General features: G+C 39.3%; 10 protein-coding genes. 9 read left to right on the plus strand and 1 reads right to left on the minus strand.

Annotation, left to right across the window (positions count from 1 at the left end; genetic code table 11):
• Window positions 1-4 precede the first annotated feature (4 nt).
• Both DRF60_RS15450 and DRF60_RS15455 read left to right on the plus strand, forming a co-directional pair.
• The gene (locus tag DRF60_RS15450; protein WP_116012900.1) at window positions 5-3,598 is read left to right on the plus strand and encodes a choice-of-anchor L domain-containing protein; all 3,594 of its coding nucleotides are present in this window, start codon (window positions 5-7) and stop codon (window positions 3,596-3,598) included.
• Between the two features lie 108 nt (window positions 3,599-3,706).
• Window positions 3,707-6,085 (plus strand): choice-of-anchor L domain-containing protein, encoded by a 2,379-nt coding sequence (locus tag DRF60_RS15455; protein ID WP_116012901.1) that lies wholly within the window; start codon window positions 3,707-3,709, stop codon window positions 6,083-6,085.
• A gap of 73 nt (window positions 6,086-6,158) precedes the next feature.
• Here DRF60_RS15455 and rsmA read toward each other — a convergent pair whose 3' ends face one another.
• Window positions 6,159-6,929, minus strand: coding sequence for a 16S rRNA (adenine(1518)-N(6)/adenine(1519)-N(6))-dimethyltransferase RsmA (gene rsmA, locus DRF60_RS15460; RefSeq protein ID WP_116012902.1), 771 nt, complete (start codon window positions 6,927-6,929; stop codon window positions 6,159-6,161).
• A 91-nt stretch (window positions 6,930-7,020) separates the two neighbouring features.
• On the opposite strand from rsmA, the gene DRF60_RS15465 reads away from it, so the two are divergent.
• From DRF60_RS15465 to DRF60_RS15495, 7 genes are all read left to right on the plus strand, one after another.
• Window positions 7,021-7,920 carry a cell division protein FtsX gene (locus DRF60_RS15465; RefSeq protein WP_116012903.1) on the plus strand — a complete coding sequence of 300 codons (900 nt, stop codon included), beginning with the start codon at window positions 7,021-7,023 and terminating at the stop codon, window positions 7,918-7,920.
• Between the two features lie 2 nt (window positions 7,921-7,922).
• Entirely contained in the window at window positions 7,923-8,219 is a 297-nt protein-coding gene (locus tag DRF60_RS15470; RefSeq protein WP_116012904.1) for a DUF3098 domain-containing protein, read from the plus strand.
• 103 nt (window positions 8,220-8,322) lie between these two features.
• Window positions 8,323-9,141: an undecaprenyl-diphosphate phosphatase gene (locus DRF60_RS15475; protein WP_116012905.1), complete on the plus strand. Its 819-nt coding sequence runs from the start codon at window positions 8,323-8,325 to the stop codon at window positions 9,139-9,141.
• Window positions 9,142-9,145: 4 nt separating this feature from the next.
• Window positions 9,146-9,595 (plus strand): hypothetical protein, encoded by a 450-nt coding sequence (locus tag DRF60_RS15480; protein ID WP_116012906.1) that lies wholly within the window; start codon window positions 9,146-9,148, stop codon window positions 9,593-9,595.
• Complete coding sequence (truB, locus tag DRF60_RS15485) at window positions 9,595-10,293, plus strand: tRNA pseudouridine(55) synthase TruB (protein WP_116012907.1); 699 nt, start codon at window positions 9,595-9,597, stop codon at window positions 10,291-10,293. The genes DRF60_RS15480 and truB overlap by 1 nt, the downstream gene beginning before the upstream one ends.
• Before the next feature lie 59 nt (window positions 10,294-10,352).
• Complete coding sequence (gene rluF / locus DRF60_RS15490; RefSeq protein WP_116012908.1) at window positions 10,353-11,075, plus strand: 23S rRNA pseudouridine(2604) synthase RluF; 723 nt, start codon at window positions 10,353-10,355, stop codon at window positions 11,073-11,075.
• A gap of 241 nt (window positions 11,076-11,316) precedes the next feature.
• A complete protein-coding gene (locus DRF60_RS15495; protein ID WP_116012909.1) occupies window positions 11,317-12,537 on the plus strand; it encodes a YncE family protein in 1,221 nt (406 codons plus the stop codon).
• The last annotated feature ends 27 nt before the right edge of the window (window positions 12,538-12,564 follow it).

A 12,564-nucleotide genomic window follows, 5' to 3' on the forward strand; every position in this document is an offset into this window, starting at 1 on the left:
TAAAATGTTAAATAGGAGGATTGGAAATTTATTTTTGGCGTTATTTTTTGCATTCATCGGCAGTTTTGTTTTTGCTCAAAACACAGACAGAGCATCGATACCTGCAAAAAAAGCTAATGCCACCTCTATGAAAGCAGGTGTTTTTATAGATGTAAATACACCCAATTATCCGGAGTCGAGTTTCAGTATTACACAGCTGGTAAAAGATGTATTGATTTCCGGAGGAGCCTGTTCCACGTCCAATGTAAGTAACGTCACTGTTTCTCCCAATTTATCAATTAATGATGCTGGCCGAAGCTGGGGATTTTTTAATAAAGGAACCACCGCTTTTCCTTTTGCAAAAGGAATTGTTCTTTCAACCGGATACGCTGCAAAAGCAGGGAATACTTATCAGGGGACTTTAAATGACGGTCTGAATACTTTTGGAGATACAGACTTGGCTACAGCTTTGGCTATTAATAATAATGAGCTGAGAGATGCTACCTACATAGAATTTGATTTTGTACCGGCTTCTACAGAAATTACATTCAGATACCTGTTTGCATCCAAAGAATATGCTCCCGGGTTCCAGTTTGCATGTACCAAATCAGACGGATTTGCTTTGCTGTTAAAAAAAGCGACTGATCCTACCTATACCAATCTCGCGGTACTTCCCGGTGGTGCAGGCCCTGTGAGTGTAACTAATATCCACCCGGCAATTCCCAACGGATGTCCGGCTATTAATGCATCATATTTTGCAGGGATAAATAACCCGATTGTTGAAACTAATTTTGACGGACGTACCGTCCCTTTGACCGCAAAAGCGACTGTAATTCCAGGTCAGACCTATCACTTCAAAATGGTCCTGGCTGACTTTAGTGATAGAAATTACGACTCAGCAGTATTTCTGGAAGCTGGGTCATTTGATATCGGTGTGAAAATTCTTGATCCTGCGGGAGTGCAGCTTCCTGATACGATCTATATGTGCGATAATGCACCTCAGACATTTACAGCCTCTGTTCAGGTTCCTAACGTTACTTATCAGTGGTTTTTAAATAATATTCCTATTCCCGGCCAAACCGGACCTAGTTATACTGCTACGCAGCCGGGAGTATACAGTGTTCAGGTATTTATCCAGGGAAACACATGCCCGGGAACAGGAACCATTACAGTAGTGGGAGGTACTTCCCCTACCGTACAGAATGCCACCCTTACGGCCTGTTACGCTGCTGGGAATGCAACATTTAATTTACCTTCTGCAGAGGCGTCTATAAGTACAACGCCTGGTGCAACATTTACATATTACTTAAACCAGGCAGATGCACTTGCCGGAAATGCAAATACCATTCCCGGCCCCACAGCATACTCAAGTCCGGGGGGACAAACAATATATGTTCGTGTTAAGAATGGCTTCTGTTTCAAAGTAGCTGAGTTGCAGCTGGTAAAAGCACCTCAGATGACTGCATCAATTTTGCCGCCTGCGGTATTAACCTGTGCCAGCTCGCAAACCACCTTAGATGCTTCAGCTTCTGTTTATCCTGCGGGATCTACTTTTAACTGGACTACAACCGGGGGAAATATCGTTTCGGGAGGAAATACATTAACTCCGGTCATCAATGCTCCGGGAACTTATACTTTAACAATATCAAAAACGTATCAGCCGGGACCTGTTACCTGTACCGCTGTTGCCAATGTTACAGTTACAGGAGACAGTGCTCCACCTGTTACAGGACTTACAGCAAGCAAAATACAGATATGTAGTGGTGAATCGGTAACTTTAACAGCATCTGGAGGTGCCACCTATAACTGGACGGGGCTTCCCGGGACAGGTAATACTCAGACAGTATCACCTACTACAACTACTACATATACAGTAACTGCTGTAGGAGCCAATGGATGTGTGTCTCAGAATCCCGCAACAATTACTATTGAAGTTTCGCAGCCCATCACTGTACAGGATGCTATATTGCATAAATGTTATGCTCCGGGGCTTACTTATGACCTGACAACCGCCCAGAGCCAGATCACTTCTGCAGGAGCAGGTGTTACTTTTACCTATTATATCAATCAGGCGGATGCTCTTGCAGGAAATGCTAACTTTATTGCAACGCCCACAGCTTATTCGCCACCAGGAAATCAAACTATATATGTATTGGTGAAAAACGGAGGATGTCATTACGTGGTTTCCCTTCAGTTACTAAGAACAGCTGAAACAACACTTACGATAGCAGCACCGCAGGAAATAACCTGTACTACGCCTCAGACTACATTAAATGCTTCCGCATCTGTAGTGCCTGCAGGATCTACTATTACATGGACAGCAGCGGGAGGTGGAAATATAGTATCAGGCGCTAATACGCTTAGTCCTGTAGTTAATGCAGGAGGAACTTATACACTTACAGTTACCAATGTATCCCAACCGGGAAATTTAAGCTGTACTTATACAGCAACAGTTACTGTAACACAAAATACAACTTTGCCAACCGCTACTCTTGTTTCCTCCCAACCTAGAATATGTGTCGGAGAGTCAGTAACATTGACTGCTTCAGGAGGTGTAACTTATAACTGGACAGGACTTCCCGGAAACGGAAATACCCAGGTGGTTTCTCCGGTTGTTACTACGGTATATGAAGTATTTGCAGTAGCAGCTAACGGATGTGTTTCCGCAACTCCGGCAACAGTTACTGTAATAGTGGGACCACCAACAGCAGGTATATCTGCATCCAAATCAAAAATATGTGTCGGAGAATCCGTTACCCTTACGGCTACCGGAGGAATTACCTATAACTGGGTAGGACTTCCCGGAAACGGAAATACTCAGGTAGTTTCGCCAACAGTTACTACGGAATACTCAGTGTATGCATTAGGAGGTAATGGCTGTAGCTCTGTACTGCCTGCAAAAGTAATCATTGAAGTGGTGCCGGCTATTGTATCTACATTAGAGGATGTATATGTATGTGCCGGAGACACAGGGGTCCTGGATGCCGGTGCTGGTACTAACTATACTTATTTATGGAGTACAGGCGCAACGACCCAGACTATATCTACCAATGTTCCCGGAACCTATACCGTTACCATCAGTAATGGTGTATGTTCTAAAACTTTCACTGGAAAATTATTAAATCCAGATCTTCCTCAGTTCACGAATATAGTATATGCTAATCATGTGCTTACCCTTACAGCAAGCAATCCTACAGGGGGTGAATTGGAATATTCAATAGATGGAGGTGTGGTATGGCAGTCGTCCAATATATTTTATAATGTTTTAAATAATACAAATTACCATGTGATGGTAAGAGTAAAAGATGCAAATTGTAGTACCTCATTGGATTACTTCACATTTGTAATCAGTAATGCCATAACTCCCAATATGGATGGTGTAAATGACACAATAGATTTTTCAGGGCTCAGGGGATACAATAATTTTGCGGCATCCGTTTTTGACCGGTATGGTGCAGAACTTTTCCGGGCAACCAAAACCGATGCTGTCTGGACAGGTTCTTCAAAAGGAATGAACCTCCCTACAGGCACTTATTGGTATAAGGTACAATGGGAAAACCCGGCCAGCAAAAAGCTGGAGCAGCGGTCAGGCTGGATATTGCTAAAAAATAGAAACTAATAGATAAACCTTCCATATTTGGGAGGTTTGTTTTTTTTATATTAAAAATTTTATAAAAAATATAGGATATATTTAGAAATAAATTAAATTTGTTGAAACAAAAGTATTATGCGAAGAAATCTACTATTCCTTTTATTTTTCTTAGTCGTTTCGACATTTTTATTTTCACAAACAGCCGGACCCCGAAAACCTCCTAAAGATAAGCCTGGCGGATCAGTTACTCAAAAAGCAGGTAGTTTTATTGATGTAAATACTCCCGGATATGCAGAATCCAGCTATTCCATTACACAGCTGGTAAAAGATGTCCTGATCTCTTCAGGCACAAACACTTGTGTAACGCCTACTGTATCCAATGTGAAAATTACACCTAACCATGCCGTGACAGATGCTGACAGATCCTGGGGATATTTCCACAAAGGAACTACCAATTTTCCGTTCAAGGATGGAATTGTACTTTCTACAGGAAAAGCAAGACGGGCAGGAAATGGACCTGAAGGAAACCTGAGTGATAATAATGGTGGTGGTACAGATTCAGACCTTGCGCAGGCTATTGGATCTACCGGAACGCTTACCGATGCTGTTCTTTTGGAATTTGACTTTGTCCCTACAACATCACAGATTAAATTTAATTATATTTTGGCTTCGGAGGAGTACTCCGGCTCATTCCCATGTCAGTATGCAGATGCTTTTGCCATTTTGCTTAGACCGACATCAGGAGGACCTTATCAGAATATGGCGGTACTTCCGGGCGGTGCCGGTCCTGTAAGTATTACTAATATCCACCCGTTGATTCCTGGCGGCGGCGGTTGTGCTGCAGTTAATGAACAGTATTTTGGAGGATATAATACAGGCAATATTGAAACAAATTTTGAAGGAAGAACAATTCCTCTTACTGCAACCGCGACTGTAGTGGCAGGGCAGGAATATCACTTTAAAATGGTTGTTGCCGATTATGCACCGGGAAGCTTTGAAGATCATGGCTGGGATTCTGCTGTATTTTTGGAAGGAGGATCATTTAATATCGGTGTAGAACTTCTTGATCCCAACGGTGCTACATTACCTTCAGAGATCAATGTCTGCGATAATGAGCCGCAGGTGATCACCGCGTCAGTAAGTGATCCTAACTTGTTATACCAATGGTATTTAAACGGAGCTCCGGTAACTGGTGCCACTACCAATACAATTACTGCTGTACAGCCCGGACTGTACACCATTGAAGTAAGTGTTCCCGGAAATCCTTGTCCGGGTAAAGCAACCATAGAAATTCACGGGGGAACTACTCCGCAGGCACAGGATGCTACGCTTTTACTGTGTTCTACGCCTGATATTACCACGTTTGACCTGACGAATGCTATGCCGTCAATAAGCCCAACACCGGGAGCTGTGTTCAGATTCTATGTAAATCAGGCTGATGCTGTGGCTCAGAACGATAATTATATTCAGAATATTTTAAATTATAACGGTACAGATGGGCAGATTCTTTATGTTGTAGTTTCAAACGGAGGTTTCTGCAGCAAGCTTATAGAATTAAAATTACTCAAAGAAACTACTCCGGTAGCAGGTGTAAAATCTTCCAGAATAAAAGTATGTCCCGGAGAAACGGTTACATTAACCGCTGAAGGTGGTGTAACATACCAATGGGTTAATTTCCCCGGTACTGGGAATACACAAACCGTAACCCTGCACCAGACTACTACATTCACTGTTTATGCAGTAGGAACAAAAGGTTGTCGTTCAGTAAATCCTGCCACTATAAAAGTCGAGGTTACTCCGGAGATTACTTCACCTTTAAAAGATGTTGAAATGTGTCTTGGTGACCGTATTACTTTAGATGCAGGTGCAGGACCTAATTATAAATACTTATGGAGTACGGGAGCTACAACACAAACCATTACTGCGGATAGCTGGGGTATTTATACGGTGGAAGTGGATAATGGATTCTGTAAAAAGATTTTCACGGCTAAGGTAGGAGGGGCAGCTACTCCTTATGTAACAGCAGTGAGCTATGAAAGTGCTAAAAAAACAGTGACGATTATTGCCGAAAATCCTATGATGAACAATACTCCAAGTACTTTAGAATACTCTATTGATAATGGAATTACATGGCAGGCGTCTAATGTTTTCACAGGCCTTTTAGACAATACGAATTATACCGTATTGGTGAGAAGGGTGGGAACCCATTGTGTGGGAACCTTTGATTTCTATACCCTGCAGATCAATAATATCATTACGCCTAATGATGATGGAGTAAATGATGTTCTGGACCTTACAGCATTGGTTGGATTCAAAAATTTCACAGGATCTGTTTTTGACAGATATGGAGTGGAAATGTTCAGATTCTCTAAAGAAAAGCCTGTATGGGATGGAACAGTGGGTGGAAAAAAACTTTCTACAGCAACTTACTGGTATAAGTTTAATTTCGAATATCCTAAGTCAAAAGTTCAGATGAACTGGTCCGGATGGATCATGCTCAAGAATCGCGAGTAAGATATAGAATTGTGTATAAAAAAGCCTTTCAACTTCACTTGAAAGGCTTTTTATTTTTTTCAAACAGAACTATTTATTGATTTTGCTTCCAGAGATTGGCGAAGCCTATAAAATCCAGGACGCTAAGTTCTTCTGCTCTCTTGTCTAAGAAGTCGTGGGTCTTTAAAGCTTCAGGAATATTCAATATTTTCAATGAATTTGAAAGTTTTTTTCTTCTCTGGTTAAACCCTGCTTTTACGATCTGCTTAAAAAGAACTTCATTTCCGGCCAGGCCTTCTTTTGGGTTCCTTGTCAGCCGGATAACTCCTGATTTTACTTTCGGGGGCGGATTAAATACATTCTCATGAACAGTGAACAAATACGATACATCATAATATGCCTGGATCAGGACAGAGAGAATACCGTAATCTTTAGTTCTGGGTACCGCAGCTGTTCTTTCTGCAACTTCTTTCTGGAACATTCCTACCATTTCAGGGATCTGCTGATAATAATCAACGATTTTAAAAAGAATCTGTGAAGAAATATTATAAGGGAAATTACCAATAATGGCAAGCTGCTCTTCATTAATAAACTGAAAGTCCTGTTTCAGAAAATCTCCTACAAAAGTATTTTCTGTGATCTTTGAATAATTCTTTTTTAGGTATTCAATAGATTCGGTATCTATCTCTGCCAGATAGATGGTCTGTTCTTTTTCAAACAGATATTTGGTAAGGACGCCCATTCCCGGACCTACTTCCATGACATTTTTATAGTCTTCAAAACTAAGACCTTCCACGATTTTTCTCGCGATATTTTCATCTGTCAGAAAGTGCTGTCCAAGATGTTTTTTTGCTTTTACACTCAAAGTTTTTTATGATTTTATTAACAATGATTTTCTTTATTTCGTCCCAAATTTCGGAAGATTTTTTCTAATTTAGCCAAAAATTTTAATATTAATGGCTAAATCTGTAGATGAGTTTAATAAGAAAAGGCTTCGGTCAAGCAATATTACAGTCGTAATAAGTATCGCATTAGTGTTATTTTTGTTAGGATTAATGGGGCTTATTTTAATCAATGCCCAAAAGTATTCCGACTATATTAAAGAGCAGCTGGTCGTGAATGCTTATTTTGATGAGAACTATGATGCGAAAGATTCTGTAAAGATTGCAAAACTAGAAGAAGAAACTTTTAAAAAGGTACAGACCTTAGCTCCTGTAAAAAAAGCAACCTATATCTCACGGGACATGGCGGCTCAAGAAGCCAAAAAAACAATGGGGATAGACAGCGATGCACTTTTTGAGGAAAATATTTTCCCTTCGTCTATCGAAGTTGCGTTAAAGCCAGAATACGTAGATCCTGCAAAAATTGATGGGGCAATTAAAGTGATCAAAGCCGTTCCTGGTATTATAGATGTTAAGAACGACAGTACTTTGATGGTAGATGTTTATAACAACCTCAGCAGAATTCTGAAGTGGATCCTGGGATTCTCTATTCTGTTTCTTGTCCTGGCTGTAGTGCTGATTAACAACTCGATCAGACTCAAAATATTCTCCAAAAGATTTATCATTAAAACGATGCAGCTCGTTGGGGCAAAAAGAAGATTCATCCTTAAGCCGTTTATCATCGAAGCCATTATTTTAGGGGCTATCGGATCAGTGATTGGACTTCTGGCACTGGGAGGAGTTTGGTATTATTTTACAAGCCAGATTGGTTCAGCTTTCGTACAGGATAACAACCAGTACTTCTGGCTGATTGTATTAGTGCTTGGTGTAGGGATTTTTATTTCTGTTTTAAGTACCATTTTCGCTACATGGAGATTCTTAAAATCAAACGTTGACGACTTATATTACTCTTAATAATGAGCAAAAAAACAAATAAATTCGCCGCTTCAGAGTTTGGCAAGGAAACCGAAGTACAACAGGAAAATACCTTTTACTTCGGACAGCAGAACTTCAAGTGGATGCTGATAGGGCTGGCTTTCATCGTAGTAGGTTTCCTGCTGATGATGGGGCCGGATGCTAATACGGTAGACGGTAAATTTGATCCTAATTCATGGAATGACGGTATTTTTTCCATCCGCAGGATCAGAATTGCGCCACTGTTTATAGTGATAGGCTTTGGAATAGAAGTTTATGCTATTTTAAAAAGAAAATAAAATCAATACATTCTTTATTTAGAGATTAAAGGGTTAAGGAATTTAGAAAGACTTTCTACATTTCAGAATCTTTTAATCTTTAAATTTTTTATATACACAAAATATGGATTTAATTAAAGCAATCATTATTGCTATTATTGAAGGGCTTACAGAGTATCTTCCTATTTCTTCTACGGCACACATGGGATTTGCAGCGAACCTTTTGGGTCTGCAGGATGATGAATTTCTGAAAATGTTTCAGGTATCCATTCAGTTCGGTGCTATTTTATCTGTTGTAGTAGCGTATTGGAAAAAGTTTTTTGATCTGAAAAATCTTCAGTTTTATTATAAACTTGCTTTTGCAGTAGTTCCGGCATTGGTTCTGGGGTATTTATTTGATGATAAAATTGAATCCGTCCTTGGAAACCAGATTGCCATTTCTTCAGTGCTCGTATTGGGAGGTGTGGTCCTTCTTTTCGCAGACAAATGGTTCAAGAACCTTACAATTGATGATGAAAAAGGGATTACCATAAGAAAAGCAATCACAATAGGCTTCTGGCAGTGTCTTGCAATGATGCCGGGAACCAGCCGCAGTGCAGCTTCTATTATTGGAGGAATGTCACAGGGGCTGACCAGAAAGGCTGCTGCAGAATTTTCTTTCTTTCTGGCCGTTCCGACAATGCTGGCAGTAACGGTATATTCCGTTTTCCTGAAAACATGGGGGAAAGAAACCGCACACCCTCAGAAAGGATATGAAATGATCATGGCATCTCAGGATCACATTATGATCTTTGTGGTAGGAAATATTGTCGCATTTATTGTGGCGTTGATCGCCATTAAAGCATTCATCGGAGTACTTAATAAATATGGTTTCAAACCTTGGGGCTGGTACCGTATTTTTGTAGGAATTGCTTTGTTGATTTATTTCTATTTCTTTAAATAAGCCTATGAAAAGTAATATTTTAAAAATATTGGCTTTTTCCGGCCTGATTGTGTCCTGTGCTCCGGCACATACGCTGTTTGTGAAAAATAATACAGGAGAAAGAATAGAATTTTTCGTTGAGCTGAAAGAAAAAAATCTTGCTGAAGATCTATTGATCTGTAAGGAGCTTGTCCCGGACGAAAAACTGGACCACAAACCTTTTATGGAATATTCCAAAGAAGGAAAATGTTACCGTCAGAAAATTACATCTGTTAGCAAAACCAGTTATAAATTTAATTTACCTGAAAATTATACAGTGAATATTGCCCCGAATAATTCGGTATACCCTTTTCAGAATATATACTACTTCATAGGTGATAAAAAATGCTTTGTTAATGTAGAAAATGGACCTGATTGCAAACAGAAGGTCAATAAGCTGCCAAGCTTAGTAAGTATTACCGAAATTTTAGAATAATGACAGCTGAAGAACTGCAATCAGGATATGTGTTTTTATTGGACAAACCTTTGGACTGGACCTCTTTCCAGGCTGTCAATAAAATGAAATATAAACTCAAAAGAGAATTTAATCTTCCCAAGAAATTTAAAATAGGCCACGCAGGAACCTTAGATCCGAGAGCAACCGGTCTGCTTATTGTCTGCTGCGGAAAATTTACAAAGAAAATTCCCGAAATTCAGGATGCTCCCAAAGAATACTGGACAGAAATCAAAATAGGAGTACAGACAGAATCCTATGATACGGAAAAACCAGAGATCCTTCATCAGAATATTGCCCACGTTACAGAACAGCAAGTCAAAGAAACTCTTGAAAAATTCGTTGGGGAAATAGAGCAGAAACCTCCGGTATACTCAGCCATAAAAATTGATGGACAGAGAGCTTATAATTTAGCTAGAGCAGGAGAAGAAGTTGAAATGAAATCCAGGAAAACGACAATCTTCTACATTAAAGATATTAACATTGAATTTCCTTTGGTCAGCTTTACGGTAGGATGTTCAAAAGGTACCTATATCAGAAGTCTGGCTCATGACATTGGGCAGGAGCTGGGAGTGGGGGCTTATCTTACACAGCTTAGGCGCACAAAAATCGGAGATTATGCGATTGAAAATGCGACTGCTGATTTTTTAGAAAACGAGTACAGATTTGAAAATTTATAATTAAATCGTATTTTTAACGATACTGGAAGTGAAAATTATAGAGGTTACGGAGAAGACTAATGGAAAAAACGCGCATCAATAAATATTTATCAGAAGTTGGCTATTGTTCAAGAAGAGCCGCAGATAAACTTTTGGAGGAAGGAAGGATAACAATTAACGGAAAGGTCCCGGAAATGGGAACCAAAGTTTCTGATGAAGATCTTGTAGAAGTAGATGGAAAACCGATCCGTGAATCGCAGGATAAGCCTATCTACATCGCTTTTAACAAGCCTGTGGGGATTGTGTGCACTACAGATACCAAACGTGAAAAAAACAATATCGTTGACTATATCAATCACCCGAAAAGAATTTTCCCGATTGGAAGACTGGATAAGCCCAGTGAAGGCCTGATTCTTTTGACCAGCGACGGCGATATCGTAAACAAAATTCTAAGGGCAAGAAATAACCACGAAAAAGAATATATTGTACGTCTTGACAAACCTATGTCACCCAAATTCCTTGATAAAATGAGGAATGGTGTTCCGATCCTGGATACCGTCACTAAAAAATGTGAAGTTGAAAGAATCGACGATATGACGTTCCGTATCATTCTTACTCAGGGACTGAACAGGCAAATCCGAAGAATGTGCGAATACCTCGGTTATGAAGTGAAAAAACTGAAGCGTATCCGTATTATGAACATCAAGCTGGATCTTCCTGTTGGAAAATGGCGTGACCTTACAGAAGAGGAACTGAGTTCGCTTAACAACCTCCTTTCTGATTCTGTCAAAACAGTCGATTAAGATTGTATCATAAATAATATGATGGTAAGCAGGGATATTTCTCCTGCTTACTTTTTTTATTCCTGTTTTCTGGTAAGGGAAATCAGAATTTCTGTCTCCAATTAATCTATCTGAATAAATATAATAGAAAAGATACTTTGAATGTTGTTTTTTAATAATATTCACACATTGGTGTGATATTTTTAGTTTGTTAGTGAAAATATATTATATTTATAATAATAACTATTAAAACTAAAAAACCATGAAATTTAAATTTAATCTACTTTCTCTTATTATTTTAATAACATTTTCTAATTGTCAGAATGATAACCATAATTCGGATCTTCCGCACGATTCTTCTTTTTACATTGACTATAGAAGCCTGAAAGGATTACCAGATGGAATAGCTGTTATTGAGCTTGATCCTGAAGCCCCCAATTTTGGACATATTAGCAGCCAACTTGAATTAGGCATTGGTGTCCTGCCTCATCATCTTTATTATAATCAGAGTGCAAACAAATTATTTACCACTGCCTTAGGAGGGAGTTATCTTTACCAGATAAAAACGGAAAAAGACAAAAACGGACAGCCAAAACTAGTTAATGCAACACCTATTGATACAGGTGAGAATACAGTAGGAGAAAATTTGTTTTTTACCAATGATGGAAGATATTTTATGACTTTCATGGGAGGGGCAGGAGGACCAAGAGATGGCAGTATAGGTGTTTTTAACGCAAATAACAACCAGCTTATCAAAACTATTAAAGCACCGATTCAAACCAATCCCAATCAATTTATTATGTATCCGCATGGGATTTCTGTTAATGAGGAAAAAGGAATAATGATGGTCACCTCAACCATTCACCCGGATCTTACTACCGGAATGGGAAATACCTGTACTTTATTAGATCTGAATACCTATGAATTAAAAGAGACCTATCTGGTAGCAGACTCACAAACGGATATGTCCAGTCCTGTCGAGGTTCTGTTGCTACGTGGAAAATTTCCGCAATATGCCCTTGCAACGACAATGCTGGGTGGCGATATCTGGATTGCTCCATACAATGCTGCAACCAAGAAGTATGATGCTTTTAGTAAAATATTTGACGGAAGTACACAAGGATTAGGTTGGGCACTCGAAATGTACATCGATGATAACAGCAGGCTTTATGTAAGTTTTGCAGATCCCGGAAAAGTTTTGGTCTTTGATATAAGTAATCTTCCTCAACTAAAGCTTTTAAAAACCCTTACCGCGGATAAAGGAGCACATCACATGGTTTTCTTTAAAACCAAAAAAGGAAAAGAAGTTGTAGCAGTACAAAATAACCTGTTGGATATTCCTAACTTAAATTCCGGCACCATCAGTGTCATTGAAATTGAGACTGGGAAAACATTGGGTACTGTCGATTTACGAACCAAATATGGAATACTACCTGAATCAATTGAAGGAACCAATGGTCCCAGCAGCTATATGCATCACTAAAATTTAAAATAATGCGCCAGATTAGAA

It is taken from the genome of Chryseobacterium elymi, from assembly GCF_003385495.1.
GTDB classification, from domain to species: Bacteria; Bacteroidota; Bacteroidia; order Flavobacteriales; family Weeksellaceae; genus Chryseobacterium; species Chryseobacterium elymi.

Coding starts and splice junctions, on each gene's coding strand:
- DRF60_RS15470 (WP_116012904.1), top strand. CDS start 7,923: ATGAGCAAAAAAACAAATAAATTCGCCGCTTCAGAGTTTGGCAAGGAA.
- DRF60_RS15495 (WP_116012909.1), top strand. CDS start 11,317: ATGAAATTTAAATTTAATCTACTTTCTCTTATTATTTTAATAACATTT.
- truB (WP_116012907.1), top strand. CDS start 9,595: ATGACAGCTGAAGAACTGCAATCAGGATATGTGTTTTTATTGGACAAA.
- DRF60_RS15450 (WP_116012900.1), top strand. CDS start 5: ATGTTAAATAGGAGGATTGGAAATTTATTTTTGGCGTTATTTTTTGCA.
- DRF60_RS15465 (WP_116012903.1), top strand. CDS start 7,021: ATGGCTAAATCTGTAGATGAGTTTAATAAGAAAAGGCTTCGGTCAAGC.
- DRF60_RS15455 (WP_116012901.1), top strand. CDS start 3,707: ATGCGAAGAAATCTACTATTCCTTTTATTTTTCTTAGTCGTTTCGACA.
- DRF60_RS15480 (WP_116012906.1), top strand. CDS start 9,146: ATGAAAAGTAATATTTTAAAAATATTGGCTTTTTCCGGCCTGATTGTG.
- DRF60_RS15475 (WP_116012905.1), top strand. CDS start 8,323: ATGGATTTAATTAAAGCAATCATTATTGCTATTATTGAAGGGCTTACA.
- rluF (WP_116012908.1), top strand. CDS start 10,353: ATGGAAAAAACGCGCATCAATAAATATTTATCAGAAGTTGGCTATTGT.